Origin of the sequence: Roseateles albus (genome assembly GCF_028595345.1) — a bacterium.
Classification (GTDB): Bacteria; Pseudomonadota; Gammaproteobacteria; order Burkholderiales; family Burkholderiaceae_C; genus Paucibacter_A; species Paucibacter_A albus.
In genome coordinates this window covers 187,950-213,669 of the sequence record NZ_JAQQXT010000008.1, presented here as the reverse complement: position 1 = coordinate 213,669, position 25,720 = coordinate 187,950, and the positions used below count along the sequence as shown (strand labels likewise).

General features: G+C 61.6%; 26 protein-coding genes. 11 read left to right on the top strand and 15 right to left on the bottom strand.

Translation table 11 applies throughout. The features are described from left to right. Positions 1–14 precede the first annotated feature (14 nt). From prfA to PRZ03_RS14605, 5 genes are all read left to right on the top strand, one after another. Entirely contained in the window at positions 15–1,100 is a 1,086-nt protein-coding gene (prfA, locus tag PRZ03_RS14625; RefSeq protein ID WP_273600977.1) for a peptide chain release factor 1, read from the top strand. A 61-nt stretch (positions 1,101–1,161) separates the two neighbouring features. Then, positions 1,162–1,992, top strand: a complete 831-nt coding sequence (gene prmC, locus PRZ03_RS14620) for a peptide chain release factor N(5)-glutamine methyltransferase (protein ID WP_273600975.1) — start codon at positions 1,162–1,164, stop codon at positions 1,990–1,992. 98 nt (positions 1,993–2,090) lie between these two features. Next, a complete protein-coding gene (locus PRZ03_RS14615; RefSeq protein WP_273600974.1) occupies positions 2,091–2,711 on the top strand; it encodes a hypothetical protein in 621 nt (206 codons plus the stop codon). 82 nt (positions 2,712–2,793) lie between these two features. After that, positions 2,794–3,108 (top strand): Grx4 family monothiol glutaredoxin, encoded by a 315-nt coding sequence (gene grxD / locus PRZ03_RS14610; RefSeq protein WP_273600973.1) that lies wholly within the window; start codon positions 2,794–2,796, stop codon positions 3,106–3,108. 11 nt (positions 3,109–3,119) lie between these two features. Beyond that, positions 3,120–3,707 (top strand): UbiX family flavin prenyltransferase, encoded by a 588-nt coding sequence (locus PRZ03_RS14605; RefSeq protein ID WP_273600972.1) that lies wholly within the window; start codon positions 3,120–3,122, stop codon positions 3,705–3,707. 2 nt (positions 3,708–3,709) lie between these two features. Here PRZ03_RS14605 and PRZ03_RS14600 read toward each other — a convergent pair whose 3' ends face one another. Both PRZ03_RS14600 and PRZ03_RS14595 read right to left on the bottom strand, forming a co-directional pair. Continuing rightward, on the bottom strand, positions 3,710–4,345 hold the full coding sequence (locus tag PRZ03_RS14600; RefSeq protein WP_273600971.1) for a lytic transglycosylase domain-containing protein: 636 nt from the start codon (positions 4,343–4,345) through the stop codon (positions 3,710–3,712). Further along, positions 4,342–6,087 carry a proline--tRNA ligase gene (locus PRZ03_RS14595; RefSeq protein ID WP_273600970.1) on the bottom strand — a complete coding sequence of 582 codons (1,746 nt, stop codon included), beginning with the start codon at positions 6,085–6,087 and terminating at the stop codon, positions 4,342–4,344. The genes PRZ03_RS14600 and PRZ03_RS14595 overlap by 4 nt, the downstream gene beginning before the upstream one ends. 122 nt (positions 6,088–6,209) lie before the next feature. Between PRZ03_RS14595 and PRZ03_RS14590 the strand changes: the two genes are divergently transcribed. Next, positions 6,210–6,839: an RNA pyrophosphohydrolase gene (locus tag PRZ03_RS14590; protein WP_273601036.1), complete on the top strand. Its 630-nt coding sequence runs from the start codon at positions 6,210–6,212 to the stop codon at positions 6,837–6,839. Between the two features lie 13 nt (positions 6,840–6,852). Here the strand turns inward: PRZ03_RS14590 and proB are convergent, their stop codons facing one another. From proB to rplU, 4 genes are all read right to left on the bottom strand, one after another. Further along, complete coding sequence (gene proB / locus PRZ03_RS14585; RefSeq protein ID WP_273600969.1) at positions 6,853–7,974, bottom strand: glutamate 5-kinase; 1,122 nt, start codon at positions 7,972–7,974, stop codon at positions 6,853–6,855. Beyond that, positions 7,971–9,059, bottom strand: coding sequence for an Obg family GTPase CgtA (gene obgE / locus PRZ03_RS14580; protein WP_273600968.1), 1,089 nt, complete (start codon positions 9,057–9,059; stop codon positions 7,971–7,973). Before obgE ends, proB begins: the two co-directional genes overlap by 4 nt. Before the next feature lie 179 nt (positions 9,060–9,238). Continuing rightward, positions 9,239–9,496 carry a 50S ribosomal protein L27 gene (rpmA, locus tag PRZ03_RS14575; RefSeq protein ID WP_263531670.1) on the bottom strand — a complete coding sequence of 86 codons (258 nt, stop codon included), beginning with the start codon at positions 9,494–9,496 and terminating at the stop codon, positions 9,239–9,241. A 42-nt stretch (positions 9,497–9,538) separates the two neighbouring features. Next, positions 9,539–9,850 (bottom strand): 50S ribosomal protein L21, encoded by a 312-nt coding sequence (gene rplU / locus PRZ03_RS14570; protein ID WP_263531669.1) that lies wholly within the window; start codon positions 9,848–9,850, stop codon positions 9,539–9,541. A gap of 334 nt (positions 9,851–10,184) precedes the next feature. Between rplU and PRZ03_RS14565 the strand changes: the two genes are divergently transcribed. Further along, positions 10,185–11,114 (top strand): polyprenyl synthetase family protein, encoded by a 930-nt coding sequence (locus tag PRZ03_RS14565; RefSeq protein WP_273600967.1) that lies wholly within the window; start codon positions 10,185–10,187, stop codon positions 11,112–11,114. A 4-nt stretch (positions 11,115–11,118) separates the two neighbouring features. On the opposite strand, the gene PRZ03_RS14560 is transcribed toward PRZ03_RS14565, so the two are convergent. The 3 genes from PRZ03_RS14560 to PRZ03_RS14550 all read right to left on the bottom strand — a co-directional run bounded on the left by PRZ03_RS14560 (position 11,119) and on the right by PRZ03_RS14550 (position 15,170). Continuing rightward, entirely contained in the window at positions 11,119–13,275 is a 2,157-nt protein-coding gene (locus PRZ03_RS14560; RefSeq protein WP_273600966.1) for a diguanylate cyclase, read from the bottom strand. A gap of 63 nt (positions 13,276–13,338) precedes the next feature. Further along, positions 13,339–14,346, bottom strand: a complete 1,008-nt coding sequence (locus PRZ03_RS14555) for an NAD-dependent epimerase/dehydratase family protein (protein WP_273600965.1) — start codon at positions 14,344–14,346, stop codon at positions 13,339–13,341. Between the two features lie 14 nt (positions 14,347–14,360). Then, positions 14,361–15,170 carry an AraC family transcriptional regulator gene (locus PRZ03_RS14550; protein WP_273600963.1) on the bottom strand — a complete coding sequence of 270 codons (810 nt, stop codon included), beginning with the start codon at positions 15,168–15,170 and terminating at the stop codon, positions 14,361–14,363. A 223-nt stretch (positions 15,171–15,393) separates the two neighbouring features. Here PRZ03_RS14550 and PRZ03_RS14545 point away from each other — a divergent pair, with 223 nt between their 5' ends. After that, positions 15,394–15,828 (top strand): DUF3224 domain-containing protein, encoded by a 435-nt coding sequence (locus PRZ03_RS14545; RefSeq protein WP_273600962.1) that lies wholly within the window; start codon positions 15,394–15,396, stop codon positions 15,826–15,828. An 11-nt stretch (positions 15,829–15,839) separates the two neighbouring features. Here PRZ03_RS14545 and PRZ03_RS14540 read toward each other — a convergent pair whose 3' ends face one another. The 6 genes from PRZ03_RS14540 to PRZ03_RS14515 form a co-directional block, all read right to left on the bottom strand. After that, a complete protein-coding gene (locus tag PRZ03_RS14540; protein ID WP_273600961.1) occupies positions 15,840–17,135 on the bottom strand; it encodes an acetyl-CoA hydrolase/transferase family protein in 1,296 nt (431 codons plus the stop codon). Positions 17,136–17,243: 108 nt separating this feature from the next. Beyond that, positions 17,244–17,789 (bottom strand): pseudouridine synthase, encoded by a 546-nt coding sequence (locus PRZ03_RS14535; protein ID WP_273600960.1) that lies wholly within the window; start codon positions 17,787–17,789, stop codon positions 17,244–17,246. Positions 17,790–17,830: 41 nt separating this feature from the next. After that, positions 17,831–18,436, bottom strand: coding sequence for a chemotaxis protein CheW (locus PRZ03_RS14530; protein ID WP_273600959.1), 606 nt, complete (start codon positions 18,434–18,436; stop codon positions 17,831–17,833). 145 nt (positions 18,437–18,581) lie between these two features. Continuing rightward, entirely contained in the window at positions 18,582–19,160 is a 579-nt protein-coding gene (locus tag PRZ03_RS14525) for a GNAT family N-acetyltransferase (RefSeq protein WP_273600958.1), read from the bottom strand. Between the two features lie 6 nt (positions 19,161–19,166). Beyond that, entirely contained in the window at positions 19,167–20,522 is a 1,356-nt protein-coding gene (locus PRZ03_RS14520; protein ID WP_263531660.1) for an MFS transporter, read from the bottom strand. 418 nt (positions 20,523–20,940) lie between these two features. Next, the gene (locus tag PRZ03_RS14515) at positions 20,941–22,566 is read right to left on the bottom strand and encodes a gamma-glutamyltransferase family protein (protein ID WP_273600957.1); all 1,626 of its coding nucleotides are present in this window, start codon (positions 22,564–22,566) and stop codon (positions 20,941–20,943) included. A 220-nt stretch (positions 22,567–22,786) separates the two neighbouring features. Here PRZ03_RS14515 and PRZ03_RS14510 point away from each other — a divergent pair, with 220 nt between their 5' ends. The 3 genes from PRZ03_RS14510 (at position 22,787) to PRZ03_RS14500 (ending at position 25,553) form a co-directional block, all read left to right on the top strand. Further along, entirely contained in the window at positions 22,787–23,260 is a 474-nt protein-coding gene (locus PRZ03_RS14510; protein ID WP_273600956.1) for a hypothetical protein, read from the top strand. 737 nt (positions 23,261–23,997) lie between these two features. Further along, positions 23,998–25,092, top strand: a complete 1,095-nt coding sequence (gene rsgA / locus PRZ03_RS14505; RefSeq protein ID WP_273600955.1) for a ribosome small subunit-dependent GTPase A — start codon at positions 23,998–24,000, stop codon at positions 25,090–25,092. A gap of 116 nt (positions 25,093–25,208) precedes the next feature. Then, the gene (locus PRZ03_RS14500; protein WP_273600954.1) at positions 25,209–25,553 is read left to right on the top strand and encodes a nuclear transport factor 2 family protein; all 345 of its coding nucleotides are present in this window, start codon (positions 25,209–25,211) and stop codon (positions 25,551–25,553) included. Positions 25,554–25,720 lie beyond the last annotated feature (167 nt).

The following is a 25,720-nucleotide window of genomic DNA, read 5'->3' as shown; positions in this document are numbered from 1 at the left end:
GAAAGTTCTCCCCCATGAAAGAATCACTGCGCCAGCAGTTTGACCGCCTCGGCTACCGCCTGAGCGAGCTCGACACCATTTTGAGCGACGGCAGCGTTGCCGCCGATATGAAGCGTTACCGGGCGCTGACCAAGGAGCAATCCGAAGTCGCCGAGCTGGATGCGCAATATCGCCAATATGTGCAGCGCGAGGCCGATCTGGCCGAGGCACGGCTGCTGCTGGACGATCCAGAAATGGCAGAAATGGCCGCCGAGGAAATCAAGGCAGCCGAGGCCGACCTGGAACGTCTGCACGCAGCCCTGCAGCTGGCCCTGGTGCCGCGCGACCCGGATGACGACAGGCCGGCCTTTCTGGAAATTCGCGCCGGTGCCGGTGGCGATGAATCGGCGCTGTTTGCCGCCGACCTAGCTCGCATGTATCTGCGCTACGCCGAACGCATGGGTTGGAAAACCGAGATTCTGTCCAGCAGCGACTCCGATCTGGGCGGCTACAAGGAACTGGTCGTGCGCATCGAGGGCGAGCGCGTCTACGGGCGGCTAAAGTTCGAGTCCGGCGGCCACCGCGTGCAGCGCGTGCCGGCGACCGAGTCGCAGGGCCGCATCCACACCAGTGCCTGCACGGTAGCGGTCATTGCCGAGCCTGACGCGACCGAAGAAGTGACGCTGAACCCGGCCGACCTGCGCATCGACACCTACCGCGCCAGCGGAGCCGGTGGCCAGCACATCAACAAGACCGACAGCGCCGTGCGCATCACCCATGTGCCGACCGGCTTGGTGGCCGAATGCCAGGACGACCGCAGCCAGCACCGCAACAAGGCCAAGGCGATGCTGGTGCTGGCGGCTCGGGTGCGCGACAAGGACCGCGTTGCCCGAGAGGCGCAAGACGCCGCCAACCGCAAGAGCCTGATCGGCACCGGCGACCGCAGCGACCGCATCCGCACCTACAACTTTCCGCAAGGCCGCCTGACCGACCACCGCATCAACCTGACGCTGTACAAGCTCGGCGCCATCATGGACGGCGATCTGGACGATGTGGCCGCCGGCCTGCAAGCGGCACAGGCTGCCGAGCAACTGGCCTTGCTGGAAGAAGGCCGGACATGAGCCCCCGCCCGGCCGCCCCGAAGGGGGCTCGCACCGCAGTGCGCAGCACGGAGGCCAAGCAATGAGCGCACCCGTCGACGTGCGCTCGGCCCTGAGCCTGGCGCGCTCGCTCGGGCTTGATAGGCTGGACGCACAACTGCTGCTGGCCGCCGCCCTCCAGCAAAACCGCGCTTGGCTGATCAGCCATGACGACGCGCCGCTGGCGCCGGCGCTGGCCGCAACACTCGTCGAGCAGATGACACAGCGCGCGGCCGGCATGCCCTTGGCCTATTTGCTCGGGGAACAGGAATTCCACGGCCTGCGCTTGACCGTCACCCAGGACACCTTGGTGCCCAGAGCAGATACCGAAACCTTGGTGGACTGGGCGCTTGAATTGTTGGCACCCATCGGCGGCGCGCCAAGCCTGGTTGACCTGGGCACCGGCAGCGGTGCGATTGCGCTGGCCATCAAGGCCAGCTTTCCCGAAGCCGTCGTCAGCGCGGTCGACCTCAGCGCAGCGGCCCTGGCGGTGGCGCAGGGCAATGCCAAACGGCTGAATCTGGATGTGACTTTTCACCAGGGCGACTGGTGGCAGCCCTTGGCCGGCCAGCGCTTCGACATCATCGTCAGCAACCCACCCTATATCGCCGGCGGCGACCCACATCTGCCGGCGCTCAAGCATGAACCCATCGGCGCCTTGACGCCCGGCGGCGACGGCTTGTCGGACTTGCGGCAATTGATTGAAGGCGCGCCGGCGCATTTGCGGCCCGGCGGCTGGCTGCTGCTGGAGCATGGCTATGACCAGGCACCAGCGGTGGCTGAGGCCTTGCGCGCCAGGGGTTTTTCCGAACTGGGCTTGCGTCGAGACCTCGGCGGCCAGCCGCGTGTCAGCGCTGGCCGTTGGCCGATTTGATCGGCACAACAGAATGTGTATTTGTTGGTAATTTGATCTCCACAGCGATCAGTTGCGGGCGTAGCATGGACTCAGTCCCATCGCCGCAGGAGAACGCTATGAGCTTCGCAAGTTTTACTCCAAGTGCTGCCGCCTTCGCTTTGTTGGCGGCCCTTAGCGTCAATTCTTGGGCGGTCGACCCGGGCCAAAACCCGGCTCAGGCTGTGCCCAGCTGGCAGGCCAGACTGCAGCTGAGCAGTCTTGAGCCTGTACCGGCCGGCTATTACGAGGCGCAGCACTACACCGGCTCCCGCCTGCTGAGCGCCAATCTCTTGGGCGACTATTACTTGACCGGATCCGGTCTGAATGGCGTGCAGGGCGGTTTGCGCGCCACCGGTGGCCTGATGCTGGGCTCTCTCTCACAAAGCAGCGCTAGCCTGGCGCTGGGGGCGAACAGCGGCGGCGGGCAGTATTGGTCGGTGGGCCAACGCAGTATCAGCCTACTCTCACCACTGATTGATGCCAACGACCCCTACGGCTCGATGTCATATCTTGGGATTGGCTACACAGGCCAATCCTTGAAGGGTGGCTGGGGCTTCAGCGCCGACCTCGGCCTGGTCAACGGCAGTGCGACCAGCGGTCTGCGCCTGGGCAGCAACCGCAGCCAAGGTATGGAAGATCTGCTGCGCGATATGCGCTACCGGCCGGTCCTGCAGCTCGGCCTGTCCTACAGTTATTGAGCTCTTTCGGGCCGCAGCCGATAGGCTCGGCCCGGCTCGTCGATAATCGCGCCTGAGATTCCACTTTTTGGCGAGATAGCAAATGAGCGACGTGCAGCAACGTATTGACGACTTGGTAAAGAACAACCGTGTGATGCTCTTCATGAAGGGTTCGGCCCAGTTCCCGATGTGCGGTTTTTCCGGTCGCGCAATCCAGATCCTGAAGGCCTGCGGCGCCACCGATTTGAAGACCTTCAATGTGCTGGACGACGCCGAAGTGCGTCAAGGCATCAAGGACTACGCCAACTGGCCGACCATTCCCCAGCTCTATATCAACGGCGAATTCGTCGGTGGCTCGGACATCATGATGGAGATGTACGAGTCGGGCGAGTTGCAGCAAGCGCTGGACGCCAAGTAAGACCACCGAGCGTGACCACAACTCCGCTGCAGCGACTGGTCGTCGGCATCACCGGCGCAACCGGCGCGGCCTACGGCCTGCGGCTCTTGCGGCGTGGCCGCGAGCTTGGCCTGGAGACTCATCTGATCGTGACGCCGGCAGGCGTGCTGAACGCTCATCATGAGTTGGGTCTGAGCCGCCATGAGCTGGAGCGCGAAGCGAGCTTTTGCTATGCGCCCGGCGATGTCGGGGCCTGCATTGCCAGTGGCAGCTTTGCGACCGCAGCGATGGTGATTGCGCCCTGCTCGATGAAGACGCTGGCCTCGGTAGCCCATGGCTTCGGGGACAACCTGCTCACGCGCGCGGCAGACGTCACGCTGAAGGAGCGCCGCCGGCTGATTTTGATGGTGCGCGAGACGCCCTTCAACCTGGCGCATCTGCGCAATATGGTGGCCGCAACCGAGATGGGCGCCATCATCTTCCCGCCGCTGCCGGCCTTTTATCACCACCCGAAAAGCATCGAAGAGCTGGTCAACGAAAGCGCCGAGCGGGTGCTGGAGTTGAGCGGCGTGCTGGGTGCGCGTCCGCAGGCCTGGGCCGGCTTGAACAACAAGAGCTGAGTTCAGCTCTCGCCTGGGGCGAGCCATTGGCGGCGGGCGCCAAACACCGCATTCGGGTACTCGGGCCGGCCACGGCTGCCGTTGTAGCGCCCCAGCGCCAGATACATATCACCCTTCTCGCGGTCCAAATAGTGACGCAAGATCACGCAGCCAAAGCGCAGATTCGTCTGCATATGGAAGAGCCGCGAGGCCTGGCCGTCACCGATCAACTGGGCCCAGAACGGCATCACCTGCGTGTAACCCCGAGCACCGGCGCTGCTGATGGCGTATTTGCGAAAGCCGCTCTCGACTTGCACCAAGCCCAGCATCAAGCTGGGGTCCAGGCCAGCCCGCTTGGCCTCGTACCAAACCGACTCCAAGAATTCGATGCGCGTTTGCACCTCGCTCTTGCGGCTTTTGAGCTTTTCACTGGTGGCGCCCAACCAGCGCAAATAAGCCAAGCGCGCCTCGATATTGTCGAAACGCGGCTTGGGCGGCGCACTATAGGCAACCGCCGCGGTCAAGGCCGAGCGCACGGCATCGGCCAGCGGCTCCTCGGCCTGCGTGCCCGCCTGGCTGAGGCGCGGCAGGCCTGCCCCAGCCAAGGCAAGGGCAGCGCCGCCCAGCAGGCTGCGCCGCTGCAAAACCAGCGGCTTCAAGGCTTGAGCTTGCCCTTCAAATGGGCAAGCACGTCAACCAGCGCCAGCTTCGAGGCCTCGGCATCACGCCGGCCTTGATATTCGACCTGACCCTCTTTCAGCCCACGATCGGAGATGACCACGCGGTGCGGCACCCCGATCAGCTCCCAGTCTGCAAACATCGCGCCGGGGCGCTCGCCACGGTCGTCCAGCAGCACGTCGATGCCTAGCGCCTGCAAGTCATCATGCAGCTTGTGAGCGGCCGCCTTGACCTCTTCGCTGCGGTCCATGCCGATCGGGCAGACGACCACGCTGAATGGCGCAATCGCGTCCGGCCAGATGATGCCGCGCTCGTCATGGCTTTGCTCGATGGCAGCGCCCAAAATGCGCGTGACGCCGATGCCGTAGCAGCCCATTACCATCAGCTGCGGTTTGCCGTTTTCGTCCAGGAAGGTGGCCTTCATATCGGCCGAATACTTGGTGCCGAGCAAGAACACATGGCCAACCTCGATACCGCGCTGAATCGCCAGCACGCCTTTGCCGTCCGGTGAAGGATCACCGACCACCACATTGCGCAGGTCGGCGATCAAGTCAGGCTCGGGCAGATCGCGGCCCCAGTTGGCGCCGGTGAAGTGGTAGTCCACTTGATTGGCGCCGCAGACGAAGTCGCTCATCATGGCAACGGTGCGATCGGCGATGACCTTGACGGGTTTAATCAAATTGATCGGGCCCAGATAGCCAGGCTTGCAGCCGAAGTGATCCTCGATCTCGCCAACAGTGGCGAAACGGAAGCCTGCTTTCAGCCCGTCGACCTTGCCGGCCTTGACCTCGTTCAAGTCATGATCACCGCGCAGCAGCAAGAGCCACACAGTCGACTTGATGATCTCGCCCTTGTCGTTCAGCTCATCCGTGGCCAAGACCAGGGACTTGACCGTCTGTGCCAAAGGCAGGGCCAACAAGGCTGCAACTTCCTCGCAAGTGCTCTTGCCCGGTGTGGCGGTCTTGGTCAAAGCCTGGGCAGCAGCCGCGCGCTCGGTAGCCAAGGCCACCCCTTCGGCCAACTCGATATTGGCGGCGTAATCGCTGGTCGGGCAATAGACGATCGCGTCTTCGCCGGTGTCGGCAATGACCTGGAACTCATGCGAGATTTCACCGCCGATGGCGCCGGTATCGGCGGCCACCGCACGGTATTGCAGGCCGAAGCGATCGAAGATGCGCTGGTAAGCCGCATACATGCCCTGGTAGCTGACGGTTGCAGCGGCGACATCACGGTCGAAGGAATAGGCATCCTTCATCGTGAATTCGCGACCACGCATGACGCCGAAGCGTGGGCGGCGCTCATCCCGGAACTTGGTCTGGATGTGATAGAAATTCTTCGGCAACTGCTTGTAGCTGCGCAGTTCTTGGCGGGCGATGTCGGTCATCACCTCCTCGGAAGTGGGCTGGATGATGAAGTCGCGGCCATGGCGATCTTTCACGCGCATCAGCTCGGGGCCCATCTTGTCAAAGCGGCCGGTTTCTTGCCATAGCTCGGCCGGCTGCACCACCGGCATCAGCAACTCGACCGCACCGGCGCGGGTCATTTCTTCGCGGATGATGGCCTCGACCTTGCGGATAACGCGCAGGCCCATGGGCATGTAGTTATAGATGCCGGCGCCGATACGTTTGATCATGCCGGCTCGCATCATCAGTTTGTGGCTGACAACTTCGGCATCGGCGGGTGCTTCTTTGAGCGTGGAGACAAAAAACTGGCTGGCTTTCATGGCGCTTAGCAAGGCTCGGCCGCAAAGGCCAAGCAGGGTTTGGTGAGTGAGGGTTAGCGATGAGGCTGCCGAGGTGGCAACCCAATGCAATAATTGACACAACTAAAGATTCGAGGTTGATTATGCTCGACCGTGACGGCTTCCGCCCCAACGTCGGCATCATCCTGCTCAACCACAGGAATGAAGTGTTTTGGGGTAAGCGTATCCGCACCCATTCCTGGCAGTTCCCGCAAGGGGGCATTAACTATGGTGAAACGCCTGAGCAGGCGATGTTCCGTGAGCTCCATGAAGAAGTGGGGCTTGTTCCTGACCATGTGCAAATCATCGCGCGCACGCGTGATTGGCTGCGCTATGAGGTGCCCGACCACTTCATCAGACGAGATGCCCGAGGGCATTACCGTGGTCAAAAACAGATCTGGTTTCTGCTGCAATTGATGGGTCGCGACAGCGATATGAATTTGCGCGCCACCAATCACCCGGAGTTCGACGCCTGGCGTTGGAATGACTACTGGGTGCCGCTGGAAGCGGTGATCGAGTTCAAGCGCGGTGTCTACGAGAACGCCCTGACCGAGTTGGCGCGCTATTTGCCGCGCATCAACCATCACAACCGCTATCTGCGCGGCGGCATGCGGCCGCATTCGCATCGCGGCGACCATGGGCAACAAACTGAGGCAATAGCGCCGGCGAAGGCTGAGCCTGAGCAGGAACAGTTGCCGCCTGCTGGCTCAAGCGAACCGCCGATACGCCCCTGACAGCCCTAAGCGATCAACCGAGCAAGACCAAATTGTCCCGGTGGATCAGTTCGGGCTCGGCCGTATAGCCGAGCAAGCGCTCGAACTCGCTCGACGGTTTGCGCATGATCAGACGCGCTTCTGCGCTGGAGTAATTCGTTAGCCCTCGGGCCAGCTCGCGCCCGGCGTGGTCGCGCACCGCGATCACATCGCCGCGCTGGAAGTCGCCCTGCACCTCGTGCACGCCAATCGGCAACAAGCTCTTGCCCTCGCCCTGCAGCTTGGCCGCCGCGCCGGCATCGATGTTGACGGCTCCGCGCATTTGCAGATGATCGACCATCCACTGCTTGCGCGCAGCCAACTTGGGCGTGGTCGCCAGCAATGCAGTACCTATCGCTTCACCGGCCAGCAGGCGGATCAACACATCGGGCTCTCGCCCCCATGCGATCACTGTGTTGGCGCCGCTGCCGGCCGCACGCTTGGCAGCCAAAATCTTGGTGATCATGCCGCCGCGGCCCAGGCTTGATCCCGCTCCGCCGGCCATCTGCTCCAGCTCGGGCGTGCCCGCCACCGCTTCGGCAATGAAGCGAGCCTGCGGGTCGCGCCTGGGGTCGGCCGAGTACAAGCCTTTTTGATCGGTCAAGATGATCAAGGCATCGGCCTCGATCAGATTTGCGACCAAGGCGCCGAGGGTGTCGTTGTCACCGAACTTGATTTCGTCATTGACGACGGTATCGTTCTCGTTGATGACCGGCAGCACGCGGTGCTGCAGCAAGGTCAGCAGGGTCGAACGCGCATTCAGATAGCGTTCGCGGTCGGCCAGATCGGCATGAGTCAAGAGCACTTGCGCGCTGCCCATGCCCTGCTCGCGCAGCTTGCTCTCATACATCTGAGCCAGGCCCATTTGGCCCACCGCCGCAGCAGCTTGCAACTCATGCAATTCTTTGGGGCGCACGGCCCAGCCCAAGCGCTTCATGCCTTCGGCAATTGCGCCGCTCGACACCATTACCAGCTCGCGACCGTCACTCGCCAAGGCGGCCAACTGACGGCACCAATTGCCGATCGCGTCGGCATCGACGCCGCGACCTTCATTGGTCACCAGGCTGGAGCCAACCTTGACGACGATGCGCCGAGCGCCCGCGAGCGCGCGGCTCATTCCGCTTCGTCGGCAGGCGCCGCGTTGACAGGCTTCCCTTCAGGGAAACGCGGATCAACTTCAACAATCACCTTGTGCGCTGTCGCCACATGGTCATAGATGGCATGGATCAGCGGTTGGCAACCATCGCGGGTCAGGGCCGAGATCTCAAACACCGGGCCCTTCCACTTGTAGCGCTTGACGAAGTCCTTGACACGCTTGGCACGCTCATCTTCAGGCACCATGTCCAGCTTGTTCAGCACCAACCACCGTGGCTTGTTGTACAACTCCTCGTCGTACTTCTTCAGCTCATTGACGATGGCCTTGGCCTCGACAACCGGGTCCACCGCCGGATCAAACGGGGCAAGATCAACCACATGCAAGAGCAGCCTAGTGCGCTGCAAATGACGCAGGAACTGATGACCCAGACCTGCACCTTCGGAAGCTCCCTCGATCAGTCCAGGGATGTCGGCGACGACAAAGCTCTTCTCCGGCCCGACACGCACCACACCCAGATTCGGGTACAGCGTTGTGAAAGGGTAATCGGCAATCTTGGGGCGGGCGTTGGAGATCGCCGTGATCAAGGTGGACTTGCCTGCGTTGGGCTGCCCCAACAGACCGACGTCGGCCAGCACGCGCAGCTCCAGCTTGACCTTCTTGGCCTCGCCGGGCCAGCCCGGCGTCTTTTGGCGCGGAGCACGGTTGGTGCTGGTCTTGAAATGCAGATTGCCAAAGCCGCCATCGCCGCCCTTGGCCAACAAGATCTTCTCGCCCGGCTCAATCAGCTCGGCGATCACGGTGTCGGTTTCCAGGTCTTTGACGATGGTGCCGACCGGCATGCGCAGGACGATGTCATCCGACGCTGCGCCGTATTGGTCGGAACCCCGACCGGCCTCGCCGTTACGGGCCTCGTGGCGGCGCGCGTAGCGGTAATCGATCAGCGTATTGAGATTGCTGTCGGCCACGGCAAAGACGCTGCCACCCCTGCCGCCATCGCCGCCGTCCGGCCCGCCAAACGGGATGAACTTTTCGCGCCGAAAGCTCGCACAGCCGGCACCACCATTGCCGGCCACGATGTCGATGGTGGCTTCGTCTATGAACTTCATAATGCTTTACGCCCTTTGAGGCTGATGTTAAGGCAAAGCGGCGCCCATCCGAGGGGACGAACACAGGCCTTGCTGCAGCCTCAAAAAGCAAAAGCCCCGGCTAGGCGGGGCTTTTGCGTCACCTGATGCAAGCGGTCGGCTGCTGCCCTCCGCTTGCGGTGCTCATCGGCTATCTAAGTTTAGACAGCGGTGACAAAAACCGTCTGACGGCTCTTTTCACCCTTGATGGCGAACGACACTTGGCCGTCGATCAAGGCAAACAGCGTGTGGTCCTTGCCGATACCGACATTGGTGCCGGGATGGAACTTGGTGCCGCGCTGACGCACGATGATGGAACCTGCCGAGATGGATTGGCCGCCATAGACCTTCACACCGAGCATCTTAGGTTTGGAGTCGCGGCCGTTTCGTGTTGAACCGCCGCCCTTTTTCTGTGCCATGGATTATCTCCTTGAACTGTTGGCTAAAAAGTCAGCTCTCGATCAGCCGTTCACCGTGCTGATCAACAGCTCGGTATACGTCTGGCGATGGCCTTGACTCTTCTTGTAGTGCTTACGACGACGCATCTTGAAGATGCGCACTTTGTCGTGCTTACCGTGAGCCACAACAGTGGCATTGACGCTTGCGCCAGCAACCAAGGGAGTGCCAACCTTCAGATCCGCGCCGCTACCAACGGCGAGAACTTGGTCGATCACAATCTCTTGGCCAACATCCGCAGCAATCTGTTCTATTTTGATCTTTTCGCCGGCAGCAACTTTATATTGCTTACCGCCGGTTTTTATGACCGCGTACATATCAGCCCTTTCAATTAAACCACCCGTAAAGCTTGATCGACTCTCAAAGCCGAAAGCCCACAGGCCTCAACCCCGCACCTTTCCAAAAGGCGCAGAGCCGACGAGTTTAGCACGGAAGCGGAATTTCGACAAGCTGCGCTCGCGCAGGACATTTTTGTTGCAACGCTGAAGCACAATCCACGCCACGCGCAGCCCGCCTTCACTCGGGCTGCTCCCTATAATGAACGCTTCATTCAACTGAGATCCGAGCGTGCACGCTGCGTCTGCTTCGACCCCTTCGGCCCCTTCCAACGGCCCCGCAAATAATGAAGTGCTAGCCACCTTGGCGGCCGAAATGCAACAGGTCGATTCCGTGATCGCGGATCGCCTCGGATCCGAGGTTGCACTGATCAATCAGATCGCCGGCTACATCGTCCACGCAGGCGGCAAGCGCATGCGACCCAAGTTGGTGCTGCTGTTCGCCAACGCGCTCGGCTTCACAGGCCCGCAGCGTTTCGAGCTGGCCGCTGTGGTGGAGTTCATCCACACCGCCACATTGCTGCATGACGATGTGGTTGACGAGTCCTCACTGCGCCGCGGCAAGCAGACCGCCAACGCTTTATTCGGCAACGCTGCCAGCGTGCTCGTCGGTGACTTCCTCTACTCACGCGCCTTCCAGATGATGGTCTCGGTCGACCGCATGCGCGTCTTGGAAGTATTGGCCGAAGCGACCAATGTGATCGCCGAGGGTGAAGTTCTGCAGCTGATGAATATGCATGACCCGGACATCAGCGTAGACAGTTACCTGCGCGTGATTCGCTTCAAGACAGCCAAGCTTTTTGAGGCGAGCGCGCGCCTGGGCGCCGTTTTGGCCGACAGCAGCCCCGAAATTGAAGAAGCTTGTGCAGGCTATGGCCGCGCGCTCGGCACAGCTTTCCAACTGATTGACGATGTGCTTGACTATGAAGGCGACAGCCAGGCGCTGGGCAAGAACGTGGGCGACGATCTGCGGGAAGGCAAGACGACGCTGCCCTTGTTGATTGCCATGGAGCGCAGCACCAGTGAACAGCGCTTGCTGCTGCGACACGCGATCGAACATGGCGAACAGGAGCGCTTGAACGAGATCGTCGCCATCGTGCGCTCGACCGGCGCCCTTGAAGCGACTCGCGAAGCGGCCCGAGCCGAAGCCAAATTGGCGCGAGACTGCCTGAGCCTGTTGCCGCATTCCAAATGGCGTGAATCGCTGATGGATTTCGCCGCACAGTCGGTTGAGCGCTCTTCCTGAGCTGCTATTCGTCGGTACTGCGTTTTTTCATGCTCGCCTTGGCCGCGTACATGCGTGCGTCGGCCTGCGCGATACAGGCTTGCAAGGCGCTTTGAGCATCAAGCCTCGATGCATGACCTAAGGCTGCGCTTGGGCTGACCCAAAGCTGCGGCGCCACCTCAAAACGAGCCTGCTGGCAGCGCTGCTTCAGGGCCTCCAGCTCGCGCAAAACCTGCTCCTCTGAGCAGTGCGGTAAGAGAAACAAAAACTCGTCGCCGCCAATCCGGTAATGCGTGGCCTGCGGCCATTGCGCGCGCGCAGCTTCGGCAAATGCCTTGATCAAGGCATCGCCGGCCGCATGGCCATGGCTGTCATTGACACGTTTGAGATTGTTCATATCGGCGACCACGATCGCCTGCGGGAAGTCCGTGCTCATCACCGAATCGGCCTTTTGGCTGAAATAGTTGCGGTTGTAAAAACCGGTCAGGCTGTCGGTGTAGAGCAGGTGCTCGCGCTCGCGCAAAAACTGCGTCTTGGCCTTTTGCTCCGCCAGCTTGCGTACTGTACGAAGGGTCACGACAAGAATCACCAGCAGCGCCAGCGCCAGCGCAGCCAGCAACTGCGTCAGCTGCAAATTGGCCTCATTGCGCAAGGTCGGCACCGTCTGCATACCTAAATACTTCATCTCCTCAAACTGAATCAAGGGAATGACCTTATCCAGAATCGAAGCCAGCTCCGGCTGCTGGCGCGTGACACCAAAGTAGATGAAAGAATCCTTGGACGTGTTGCCTCGCTTGACCAGATCGGTATAGCCCAGGCCGTTGATGTAGAACTCAAGCACGGTGGGGTTTTCGATCACATAGTCCACCTCGCCGGCGCGCAACAGGCGCAGCGAAGCCATGATGTCGGCGGTCTTGACGATGTTGGGGTTCTTCAGGTTTTTGCGCAGATATTCTTCATGCCAAAAACCATCGATAACGGCCACCCGCTTGCCGTCAAGGCCATAAACATCTTGCACCGGCGGGCTGCTCTTGAGCCCGACGATGATGTCGCGCTCGGTACTGATGGCACGCGGAAAGAGAAAATGTTGCTGCCGCTCATCGGTCTTGGCCAGGTTCAGCACCTGGACCTCGCCCGCTTGAGCGCGCTCCAGCATTTTTGCAAACGCGCCGCTGACGACCTTGAAGCGGATGCCGATCAAATCGGCAATGCGGTCCAGCGTGGCGCCGGCAATGCCTTTATATTCGCCTTTGTCAAAATAGTCGAAGGGCAGATAGTCTTCCGCCACCCCCACGACAGCCTCGCCGTTTTTCGCCAACCAGGCGAGTTCGGCCTCGTTGAGGCGCAGCACCTTGCGGTTGTAATTGCGCCGGGCTTCACGGGCGAGGTTTTGGATGATGAGCTGGCGATGGTCCAGATAGCGGTCAATGATCTGGGCCAAGATAGCCCGGTCCTTGGCCACAGCGAAGGTCATGTCCGAGGTGATGGCCTTGATTTCGGCGATCAAAATCAAATCGGGGAAATCATTCAGAAACTCGTACTCAACGCCGCCCCCGGCAGTTACAAAGCCGTCTACATCACCGGCCACCAAGGCCCTCAAGCCTTCGCGCTGATCCTCAAAGCTCGCCGCCCGCACCTGCACATTTGGGAATTCGGCGGGCAGCCGCTCGATCACAAAGTCATTGGCTAAAAAACCAACCGGCTTGCCGTCCAGGTCGCCCAAGGTTTGCACCAGCGAATCCTTGCGGGCGAACACCACATAGGGATATTTTTGCGCGGCCTGCGTGAAGCGCATGACCTTCTCGCGCTCGGCCGTCGGGTTGGCGCCGTATAGCAGATCAATCTTGCCGGCCAGAAAACGGCCGTAGGCATCATCCCAATTTTTGACCTCTGCCGGCAGCAAGCGCAAACCCAGCTGGGTCTGCATATCTTCCAGCAAGGCCGGCAAGAGACCGATACGGCGGCCCTGGAACTCGAAACTGTCGAAGCCTGCCTCGGGGTCAAAGCCGACGCTCAAAACCCGGTCCTTGTGTTCGTTGATCCAGGCGCGCTGGGCAGCGTCAAGCGCCACTGCGCCATTGCCGACTGGTGACTTTTGCGCCCACCCCAGTGAGCACAGCAAGGCAAACAGGGCCGCAAGACACAATCGCAGCAAGGCGTTCATAGGCATCAATTTGGGCAAATCATGACTCCCTTTGGACTGGCAAGCCCAGCTGCGCCGGTACCATCTTCATGCTAGCCCAGATCAGCGGCCAAGCAAAAGTTCCTGTTCACGCTTCCGGCTCAGGGTGCTGGCCAATAGGGGTGGCTGGCCCCGCAAGCCGTCGGCAGTATCTAGCAGCGAGTTCAACAGCGGCCTCAAGCACAGGCCCGCTGCGACAGCCGCAACGCTGCGCGCCTCCATCATCGCGTTGTCGGCGTCAAGCAACCAATAGGGCAAATCTTGAAAAGGCACAGCGCCGGCGGCCACAAGCTCGGCCTCGCTGCACCAGACCAGCTCGGCCTTCAGCCCGGTAGCGGCTCTGCAAGCCAGCAGCAAGTCCCCCATCGTCTGCCCGTCTGGGCCGGTGGCATTGAAGATGCCTCCCGTGCGAGCCTGCGCCAGCGCCAAGCACCAAGCAGCAATATCGCGCGCATCAATCAAACGCACTGCCCGCCCTGGCCGGCCCGGCGCGAGCACTCGCCCGCCCTCGCTCATGCGCTCCAGCCAATAGCGCAGGCGTGGGCTGTAGTCATAGGGGCCAATGATGAAGCCAGGTCGCACAATCAGCGCGCGCGAGCCCATCACACGGCTGAGTTCACGCTCGCACAAGGCCTTTAGCCCACCATAGGCCGCGCCATAGCCGCCGCCCGACTGCGAGCCTAGGCCTGTGGCCTGCGCTTCAGCCGCCGCCAATTGTTCGGCCGACAATTGCGCCAAACGTGATGTCTCGACGGTATCGACATTGATTTGCGGGAAGACCGAAATCGAGCTGATCAAACAATAGTGCTCAACCGCATCGGCCAGCAGCTCGGCGCTGCGTCGGGCGGCGCTGGGCAAATAGCAACTGGCGTCGAACACCGCATCCCAACGCCGCCCGCGCAGGGCTGAGAGATCCAGCAAACGATCGCCTCGGATCTGTTCGGCCGCCGGGAACAGATCGTGGCCATGATTGCCACGGTTGAACAGCGTCACTTCATGGCCGGCAGCCAGCGCCAGCGCTGCCATATGCCGGCCCAGGAATTGTGTGCCGCCGAGTATCAGTATTTTCATCGTTAGGCCCCAACTCATGCATTCGGATGCGGGCCATTCTCCATGCTGCGGTTTAGCGTTTCACGGTACTGAGCCGGCGTATGCCCGGTGGTTTGCCGAAAACAGCGGCTGAAATGCGCTTGATCGCAAAACCCCAGACGTAGCGCCAACTCTGCCAAGCTCGGTGCCTGCTGTTGCGCCAAGGCCTGCAGCGCGTCTTGCAGTCGGGCGCGCTGAATCACCCATTTGGGCGAGACACCGACGCTGTCGGAGAAGCGGCGTTGCAAGCTGCGCTCGCTGCCTGCATCCAAACCCAGCAAGGCTTGCAAATCAGCGACCCTTGTGAGGCTGCTGTCTTGCATCACCTGCTGCACAGCCGCGTCGAGCCGAGCCACCCAGGGGTCGACGGCGGGCAGATGCGCCAGCAAAAAGGCTTCGGCGGCCGCGACGGCCAGGTGTTGCGAGCCGGCGCCGAGCACCGCTTGCTCCGTGCTCAAGACATGCGCCGGTTCAGCCCAAGCAAACGTTTCGGCAAGCGGCACTTGGCGCCCGCTCAAGGTCTGCACCGAGCCATTCAACCAGGCACGCAGACCGCCGCATTTGAAGCGCAGGCCATGCACTCGGCCTCGCCCCTGCAGGCGCCGCACAAAGACACCGCTCGCCACACCATGCAGCGCGCTGGCCCCGGCCTCGAAAACCAGATGCGCATTGGGAAAGGGCAGCACGCGCTGACTGTGATGCAGCCCGCCCGGCAGATCCCATTCGATCAACCAGTGAAAGTCCAGCCAAGGAGACAGCGCCACGCTGACCGGATAGCGATGCAATTGAAACGGCGGCTCAGTCATTCCCGCTGCCATTCCCCCTGACGCATCGGCTGCCGGCGCCAACAGCGCACGCTCATTCAAGCGCAAATTTTGCGCCGCGCCGAGTTCGTTTGTCGGATTTGTACAAGCCGGCGAAGCAACAAGCGTCGATGATGCGTTCATGCAAAAAATGAGTCAAAACAAAGTCCAACGCCGCAGCTTGCTGGCAAGCATGGGCGGCCTCATCACATTGTGGAGTCAATCAATGAACGCAACAGCCAGCACGGCCAAGCCCGCAGCAACCGCCCTCAGCGCCAAGGGCACCTTCGAAGTCAAGATCGGCCCACCCGAGCCGCTCGTAAGCCCGGCCAACGGTACGCCGCTGTTCAAGCGCAGCCTGAGCAAGCAGTACAGCGGCGGCCTGGTGGGCAGCGCGATCGGCGAAATGCAGCTGGCCGGCCAACCCCAGCTGGGCGAGGCCGCCTACACAGCGCTTGAGTCTTTTGTCGGCGAGTTGCGGGGCCGCAAGGGCAGCTTTGCACTCGCTCATCTGGGGCTGATGAGTGGCGGCAAGCAGGACTTGCGCATCCACATCGTGCCAGGCTCAGGCCTGGGTGAGCTGGCGGGCATCAGCGGCGAGTTGATGCTGCGCATCGAGGCCGGTGTGCATTTCTACGAGCTGAACTACCGCCTGGCCTAAACGTTACGCCACTACAGCAGATTGATCGCCTTGGCCGCCTCCCGCAACTCGGCGCGGAAATCCGGGTGGGCAATGGCGATCAACTCCTGCGCCCGCTGTTTGGCTGATTTGCCACGCAGCTGAGCGACACCGAACTCGCTGACCACATAGTTGATGTCGTTCTTGCTGGTGCTCATATGAGTACCCGGCGTCAGCGTCGGCACGATGCGGCTGATGCTGTCGCCCTTGGCCGTAGACGGCAGCACGATAAAGGCCTTGCCGCCCTTGGAGCGGTTGGCGGCGCGCACAAAGTCGCTTTGCCCGCCGGTGCCAGAGTAAGGCGTCGGCCCCAAGGACTCCGACCCGCATTGGCCCAGCAAGTCAATCTGCAAGGTCGCGTTGATGGCAACCAGCTTGTCGTTCTGGCCGGCCAGATAGGGGTCGTTAGTGAAGTCAACCGGGTGCATCTCCAGACCCGGATTACGGTCCATAAAGCGGTAGAGCTTTTGTGAACCCAAGGCAAAGGTCGCCACCATCTTGCCGGGGAGATAGTTCTTGCGCCGGTTGGTGACAGCGCCGCATTCCACCAAACTCAAAATACCATCACCAATCATCTCGGTATGCACACCCAGATCGTGCTTGGCGCTGAGTTGCATCACCACCGCATCGGGGATGCCACCATAGCCGATCTGCAAGGTCGAGCCGTCATCGATCATATCGGCCACGTACTTGCCAATGGCCTCCTGCACCGGCCCAATCTTGGGCAGGCCCACCTCAGTCACCGGCTCGCTGCTCTCGATCAAGGCCGTCACCTGTGAGATATGGATCTGGCAATTGCCATTGGCAAAGGGCACATTCGGATTGACCTCCAGCACGATGGCACGCGCCTGCTTCAATGCGGCCATCGTGTAGTCCGCCCCCAGGCTGAGCGAGAAATAACCATGCTGATCCATCGGCGAGGCCATGCTCAAAACCACATCGGCCGGAATCAGCTTGCGCTCGATCAGGCCGGGCATTTCGGAAAAATAGCTGGGGATGAAGTCTACCCAGCCGGCCTGCCCGCCGGCGCGCGAGGCGGCGCCGTAGAAAAAAGACACATGACGCACATGTTCGACGGTCTCGGGGTCGAAGTAGCCGTATTTGCGCACGGCCAGAATCTGCCCCAGCTTGATGTCGTGGAAGCGCCGGCGCGCGTCGGACAAGGCCGTCAACAGCGTCGGCGGCTCGCCCACGCCGGTCGGGATGATGATGAAGTCGCCGTCGCGCAGCAGCCCCAGCGCGTCCTCACAAGTGGCCAACTTCTTGCGGTACAGGTCTTGATGAGACATGGGCTGCCTTCCTCTCAGTGCGTTGCTGGATATCAGCTCTGCATACTAGGCTCGCCGGCTTGCTGCTTTCTTGCAAAGGCCGCTCTTTTGCAAGCCTGTCCAGACGCTTTAGGTCGGCAACTGCAGCCATTCGCCCGGCAGCAAGGGGTGGCTGAGCAAGGAGCAAGGTCCGATCGCGCTGCGAATCAAGCGTAGCGTCGGGAAGCCCACCGCCGCCGTCATGCGCCGGACCTGGCGGTTTTTACCTTCCTTGAGCGTAATGCTGAGCCAGCTGGTCGGGATGCTCAGGCGCTTGCGCACCGGCGGGTCGCGCGGCCACAGCCAATCCGGCTCGGCTATCTGCTCGACCCGGCAGGGCTGGGTGACAAAGTCACGCAGATCCAAGGGCTGGCTCAGGCGCAGCAGCGCCTGCTCGTCAGGCACGCCTTCGACCTGCACCGTGTAGGTCTTCGCTTCCTTGTGCTTGGGATGGCTGATCTGGTGCTGCAGTCGCCCGTCATCGGTCAGCAGCATCAGGCCCTCACTGTCGGCGTCAAGACGTCCGGCGGGGTAGATGTCGGGAATCTGCAAATAGTTGGCCAAGGTCTCGCGGCCGGCTTGCGGCGAGAACTGGCTCATGACTTGGAAGGGCTTGTTGAAAAGAATCAGCTTCATGGGCGGGCAAAAATCGGATTGCCGCCAGTATCGCGGCAGACTCAGGCCAAGCAGGCGTCCAGCTCTTGCGCCGCATCTTCTTCCTTGCCCTCATCCCTTGCATTCCTTGCCTCGGAGTCCCCCGCGCCCCCCAAGTTGCGCCCGCCCAGCAGGCGGTTCAAATCCAAGAGCAGCAACATGCGCGGCCCGATGGAGCCAATGCCCATGATGTGGCCATCATTGGCCATGCCGGTCATCGCCGGCATGTTGCGCTGCTGCTCAGGGCCGAGGTCAACGACTTCATTGACGTTGTCGACAACGATGCCCACGCTGCGCTGAGCCAGATTGACGACGATGGTCACCGTCGCTGCCGTGACCTCGGCCGTGGGCATGTGAAAGCACTGACGCAGATCGACCACCGGTAGAACTTCCCCGCGCAGGTCCAGCACACCCAGCAACTCGGCGCTGGCACCGGCCAAACGCGTCGGAGCCTGGAAGGAGCGAATCTCCTGCACGCAACTCAGCGGTATGCCGTACTCCTCTTTGCCGAGGTGAAAAGACAGGACCTCGACGCGCAGCTTCGCCATCGCCGTTTGAGCAACATCCTTTGCGGGCGCCGCCAAAGCTCGCGACGCGGATGGGGTCTGACTCAGTTGCTGTGCGCTCATGGCGGGTGCTCCGGGGGGATGCCAGCAGATGCTGGTGTCTCGATGATAGGGAGCAAGCCGATGCCGCGCGCTTCAAAGCTTTGGCTTTGCGCGGCGGATCTCACGTTCGCGGCCGAATTGGAACGAAACCCAAGCTGGCGCCCTGTCAAAGCCCCAAACGCGCATAGACGCAGGTATTTCTGACTTCACCGGCCGGCGTCAGGCTGTCGCGCCGCAAGATGCCTTCAAGTTCGAAGCCACAGCGTTCGGCCACTGCACGGCTGCGCAAATTGACATCGTCCATGCGAATCTCAACCCGGCGCGCCTGCAACTGCTCAAATGCCAGCCTTGTGAGCGCCATCACCGCTTCACTGACAAAGCCTTGACCCTGCGCGCTGCTACGAATCCAGTAGCCGATCTCAAAGCGCCGCACCTCCCAATCCAGCCGGTGCAGGCCGCAGCCGCCCAGCAGGCGCCTACCTTCGGCGACGCGGTCATAGATTTGATAGGTCAAATCACGGCGGGCCATGAAATCCGCGCAGAGGCGGCGCGCCACCGCCTCGCTGTCCTCGAAGCTGGGCACTTGCTGAGCCCAGGGCATCCAAGGGCTCAGCTGCACCAGCGATTCAGCGATCGCCACGGCAAGTGCCGGGCCTATGCCGGGGCGCGGCGCACACAAAATCAGCCGTTCGGTTTCAAGAACCTCGGGCACCTCGATCAGAATGGGGTCAGGACTTGCGCTCATGGCTACTCACTTGCTGGGCATCAGCTCGGCGGGCCCACCCGGTGTGGCCTCGGCACCGAGGGCTGGCTCGTCTTCATCCGGCGTGGGCAACTCGCGCACCGCGCGCAACACGGGATGGCGCCAGGCGATCAGGCTCAGCACCAAGGTGCCGACGCCCGCAAACAGCAAGGCCGAACGCAGCCCCATATGCTCACCCAGCCAGCCACCGGCGAGCGCGCCTGGGCCGGCCGGAATCAGGATCAGCCAACGCATGGTGCTGGTCATACGGCCCAGCATCGGCGCCGGCGTTACTGCTTGGCGCAGCGACAAAAAGTTGATGAAAATCAGCACCGCGCCGACACCAAAAGCAAACAGCATGAAGGCAAAGGCCGCGATACCGAATGTATTGGACGGCACCAGGGCCAGTAGCAGCCAACCCAGGCCAGTGACCGCAATACCGAGTACCAGGCAAGGGCCGGGGCCGAGCCGGCGGCTGATTCGGTGGCCCAAGATGCTGGTCAAGACCGTGCCGGCGCCCAGCGCCACATAGCTCAAACCGACCTGCTGCGCACTCAGGCCCAGCGTGCGGGTGGCGAACAGAATCTGCACCACCTGGGCGGCGTTGTTGAACAGCTGCCAGCTGCCCACCGCACAGGCCAGGCCGATCAACAAAGCGCGCTCGCGCACAAAGCGTACGCCCGCTTTCAAGTCGCGCCAAAAGGCCGCGCCGTCACCCTTGTGCAAGACTTCATCGACCTTGATGCCGCGCAGAATCAGCGCCGAAATCAAGACCAAGATCGCATCCACCGCCAAAGTCATCGGCGCGCCCATCAGCTTGATCAACATGCCGGCAAGACCTGGCCCCGCCACCTCGGCGCCGCTGGAGGCCAGCGCATTCTTGGCATGGGCCTCAACCAAGCGGTCGCGGCTGACCACTTGGGTCAAGACGATTTGCGCAGCGCTGCCTGCCGTGGTGTAGACGGTGCCCAGCACAAAGCCCACCACATAAAGCCAGGTCATGGTCAGCCAACCCATCAGCGCGGCCAAGGGCACGGTGGCCACGGCCAAGGCCAGCAACGTCTCGCCCCAGATGTACACAGGCAGCTTGCGGACGCGGTCCAACCACACGCCCGAGGGCAGGGAGAACAGCACGAAAGGCAAGATCTCCATCGTCGTCAACAAGCCCATCTGGGTCGGGCTGGCATTAAGCAACACGGCGGCGGTCAGGGGCAGCGCCAGCATCGTGATCTGCCCACCCAAGGAACTGATCAGGATGGACGACCACAGGCGCCGGTAAACGGCGTCGCGCAACAAGTCGGTCGCCGGCAGTGTCAGCGCACGCCGTATTCGTTCAAACCAAGAACTGAGCAGGGTTTGCTGCATGGGAATGTCTCCAAATTGCGGGCCACAACGCTGGGGTAAAGCGAGGGCCGGGCATAAATCTGCTGTATTTGTTGCGAAACCCGGACGGGTACAAGTTTCGCTGGGTAGCGCGGGAAACAGCGCGGATAAAAGCGCGGATAAAAATCACGCGCCGGGCTGGCCGAGCACCGTCAATGCGCAAGCACCGGCGCGGGCCGACCAGCCTTGCCCGCGCGAGCGCGCACGCCAGCGGCACGGGGCGTGCTGCGTCGGGTGCGGTCGAGGAGTTTGGTCATGGCTTGGCGGTATTTTGGATTGACTTCCGTCAACTTTGAACGCCATCGTAGCAGCCCCAGACCTGCCTGAACAAGTGAAAAAAGACATGTGCCGGGCGATCTGCAGCGGACTCAGCACACCACACAGAACCTTCGGCCCGCGCTTAAAAACCCACGGCGGCACCGTCCCGGCGCGGATCACTGGCCGCCACATAGCCTTGCGCATCAGGGTCGCCCATTCGCCAGATGAACTGGCCGGCGCCGAAGTCTTGATAGCTGTCGTGGATATCGCCGATTTGATGGCCTAAAGCGCGCAGACCGTCAATGGTGGCCGCCGGCATATGCGGCTCAATATTCAGCGACAGCCCCTCGTTGAAGCGCCAGCGCGGCGCATCACAGGCGGCTTGCGGATTCTGGCCAAAGTCCAGCATACGCACCAAGGTCTGCATATGGCCTTGCGGCTGCATATTGCCGCCCATCACGCCGTAGCTCATCACCGGCCGACCATCTCGCATCAGGAATGCCGGGATGATCGTGTGGAAGGGCCGCTTGCCCGGCGCCACGACGTTCGGATGGCCGGCTTCCAAATTGAAGCAGTGCCCCCGGTTTTGCAAAGACACGCCGTAACCCGGCACCACCAAGCCCGAGCCAAAGCCCATGTAGTTGCTTTGAATAAAGCTGACCATCATGCCGCTCTCGTCGGCGGTCGTGAGGTAGATGGTGCCGCCCTTGACCGGGTTTCCGCATTTAAAGTCCTGAGCCCGGCCCATGTCCACCAGCTTGGCGCGCTGCGCCAAATAGCTGGGCTCCAGCATTTCGGCCGCCGTCACTTTCATGCTGCGGGGGTCGCTGACATAACGGTATACATCGGCGAATGCCAGCTTCATCGCCTCAATCTGCATATGTTGTGCAGCCACGCCATCCACCTCTTGCGAAGGCAGATCCAGATGCTTGAGGATGCCCAGCGCAATCAAGGCCGCAATGCCCTGCCCGTTGGGCGGTATCTCATGCAGATCATGACCTGCATAGCTTTGCGAGATCGTCTCCACCCACTCGGGCTTGTAGTCCGCAAAGTCGGCCGCCGTCATCGCGCCGCCGGTCTCGCGGGAAAATTTCTGCACCGCCTCGGCCACCTCGCCACGGTAAAAGGCCTCGCCCTTGGTCTGCGCAATCAAACGCAAAGTTCGAGCGGCATCGGGGAACTTGAACAACTCGCCCACTGCGGGTGCCCGGCCTCGCGGCAAAAAAGCCTGGGCGAAACCGGGCTGCTCGGTCAACTCGGCCAGGGCTGCGGCCAGCGCCCATTTGCTCTGCACGATCACAGGCACCGCATAGCCACGCTCGGCAATCTCTATCGCCGGCGCCATCAAATCAGCAAAAGCCAGTTTGCCAAAACGCTCGCTCAAAGCGACCCAGCCGGCCACCGCGCCGGGCACCGTCACGCCGCCCCACCCGCGCTTGGGAGGCGCCTTGAGATCGCGCCCATAGGTCTTGGAAAAATGCTCAGGCGTCCAGGCAGCGGGTGCCGTGCCCGAGGCATTCAGGCCATGCAACTGGGCGCCATCCCACAAGATGCAAAAAGCGTCCGATCCCAGGCCATTGCTGCAGGGCTCGACCAGGGTCATGCAAGCTGCGGTGGCGATAGCAGCGTCAACCGCGTTGCCGCCTTGCGCCAGGATGCGCAAGCCCGCTTGCGCCGCCAAGGGGTGCGAGGTCGACACGATATTGCGCGCAAACACAGGGCTGCGCACGCTGGCGTAACTCTTGTTCCAGTTGAAAGGACTCGTCATGCTTGGCTCTCCCAGTGATTGGCCCGACTGTGCATTGTGAGGGGGCCGGCGCGGTGGCTGAAGTGTTCGGCGCGAACAACGCACAAGACCCCTGCTTTGCCTGATCTCGATTCTCTGCTGGGCTGTTTGTAACGCTTTGCAACGCTGCGGCAACAGGGTCAACCCTTGCATCCGCAGCGTCGTTGAACCGCTACCTTTCGCAACCCTTGGAGAAATCCTGATGAAGACCACCATGAAAAATGCAATGATCCCCGCTCTGCTGGCTTTCACAGTGGGCGCCGCAATGGCACAAACGGGCGCTAACGCTAGCCCTGCAGTGACAGCTACCGCCACTTCTACAGCGACAAAAGTTGCGAGCAAAGCAGCGACCGACCCAGCCGCAGCCGCGCAGAAGTCCACCCTCAGCATGACCAGCACGACCACCACGACTACGGCCGCTCCCGTCAGTGCCGCAGCACCGACAGCTGTAACGGCGACAAGAACGGCAACAACAGCGGCAACGACCACTGCGCCAGCGGCTGCACCGGAGGCCAAGCATTCGGCCAAACATGGTCACAAGCACAAGGCCCTCAGCAAGCCCACCGACGCGACACCCAGCAGCGCCAGCGCTAGCACCTTGCCCGTGAAGACGGAAGCGACAAGCGCCAGCAAAAGTGCTGAGCTGAAGAAGGCCGAGGCGCCTGCCAAGTCTTGAATTGACAGATGGGTTTCTGACCTTGCAATGAAGCGTTAGGGCCGGCGAGACAGAATTTCGATCAGCGATGCTTTTTCTTTGCTTTTCGTCAAAACGCTGTCACAAAAGCCCCGCACAATAGCGTTCATTCAAGGCAAGAACCGGCTGCAGATTGGGCAGAGTTCTGGAACCCGTCACCAGTGCCAAGAAAACCGTCGCCATCCTTGATGGTGTCCGGAAGTCAGAAGGGCCACAAACCGAAAGGTGGTGGCCCTTTGCTTTTGTGCTGGCAATTTCCTTGCAGCCCATATTGCTTGCCTTGTTGCTTGCCCCTCACGCTCTTGCTTACGGCACTTGACCCAGGCCCGGCCGCGCAGGCACACTGCGCCGCTTCCACCCCTCAACTCATCAAGGAGCACAGCATGGCCACAATTGATATTGCCTTCTCGTCGTCGGCCGCCTTGCTCCAGCAACGGGCACTTCCCGCTGCGCGATTTATTGAGCAGGCTCTCGCCACTGCATGATTGTTTGAATGCTTGAAGCAGCGCCGCCTTGATGGCGACCCAACTGCTGCTCTGGCTCGTGATCAAGCAGGCTTGAACTGCCGCCCGAACTCGCAAGTTCGCTCGCGGCCGACGTTTCGCATCCCCCGCTCCGTTTGAGCCCGGCCTTGATTTGGCCTGGTTCTGCGGTCATGCCCTGTGCCGCCCAATTTTTGGGACCGCCACGGGCTGGATACGTTCACCGTCAACACCCTCATGTTCAATTTAGAAGCCCATAGTTTCGAAAAACTACGCACACTCGGACTCAATTTCACTCAACTTCGCCCTGCCCTTGCGGCCCTGGACTGGAGCGGCGGCGCCCGGCTCTGCCGCCTGACCGAGGTGCACCGGGATTCATTCGGCCTGCAGTCCGCCGATTCGCTGCCGCAGCAAGCCCGCGCGCTACCCGCTTTGACTCAATCGCTGCACGCAGCAGGCGAGAACTTGAGCGTCGGCGATTGGGTGCTGGTCAGGCAAAACGATTTCGGCGAAAGCTGGATTCACGCTCGCGCCGCGCCGCTCAATAGCTTGAGCAGACGCGACCCCGAAGGGCGGCGCCAAGCCTTGGTCACCAATGTCGACCTGGCAGTGCTGGTGATGGGTTTGGACCATGACTTCAAACTCGCCCGCCTCGACCGCTATCTGGTGCTCACGCATTCGGCCGGCGTGCCCGCCCTGATCGTCTTGAGCAAGGCCGATTTATGCCCTGATGTGGCCGCTCGAGTCGCCGAGGTGCGCGCGCACCTGAGCCGCAGCCACGGCGGCGTGCTGGACATTCTGGCCGTGGACGGCAGCGCTGCCAGCACCCGCGCGCTGCTGCAACCCTGGCTGGGGCTAGGCCAAACCCTGGTGCTCTTGGGATCCAGCGGCGCGGGTAAGTCGACGCTGACCAATACGCTGTGCCAAGCGCCCTTGCAGGCCGTCGGCAGCGTGCGCGCGGATGACAGCCGAGGCCGCCACACCACCACCGGGCGCAGCCTAAAGCGTTGCCTGGGCGGTGCCTGCATCATCGATACACCGGGTCTGCGCAGCCTGGCTTTGGACGGCGATGTTGCCAGCTTGAAGCTGGCTTTTGATGACGTCAGCGAACTGGCCAGCGGCTGCAAGTTCCGCAATTGCGCGCATCAAGGCGAGCCCGGGTGTGCGGTTCAGGGAACGCTCAGCCCGGCTAGGCTGAAGAGCTTTCAAAAGCTGCAACGCGAGGCGGCGCGCGATCAGATGAGCTATCTGGACAAGCGCGAGCAACTGGCCGTTCGCAAAATCTGGGGCCGCATTGGCAACGCCGCTGTGCGGGCAAAGCGCGGCAGCTAAGCAAGGCGGCGGCTAAGCAAAGCAGCGGCTAAGCAGCTACGGCAGCCAGGGCGGGCGCATGCGAAACTGCGCCCGCCTCTCAATCGAGGCCCAAAAGCAGACAGGAACGCACCACCATGAACCGCACACCGACCGAACTCGCTCAGGACCAGTTACTGGCCTATAACGCCAAGGATCTCGACGCTTTTGTCGCCTGCTACAGCGAGGATGTGAAGGTTTGGCGCATGCCGGCGGAGGTGCCGAATCTGGTCGGACGCGCCGCTTTTCGGGCCAGTTACCAAGCCGGGCCGTTTGCTCAGCCGCAGGTGCAGGCCGAAATCGCCCAGCGCATCGTGATGGGCAATACCGTCATCGACCATGAACTGGTGCATGGTCGCGGCGACTCGGCCCAGCAGGTCGGCGTGGTCTACCGCTGCCGCGACGGGCTGATTGCCGAGGTCTATTTTTTCGGTGCCGACTGAGGGCGAAGTTCGCACGCATGGGTACATCTTGGTAAAGAAGTTAAAACCCGAGGCCATCAAACCCGAATAGTTGCACTGGTATGAGATGCTTGCGCCCTCAGGGTATTTTGAGTTTTCGCCGCCGCAGGCTCTGCCCCTCCTGTCGACACGAATTCGCCTTTTACTCC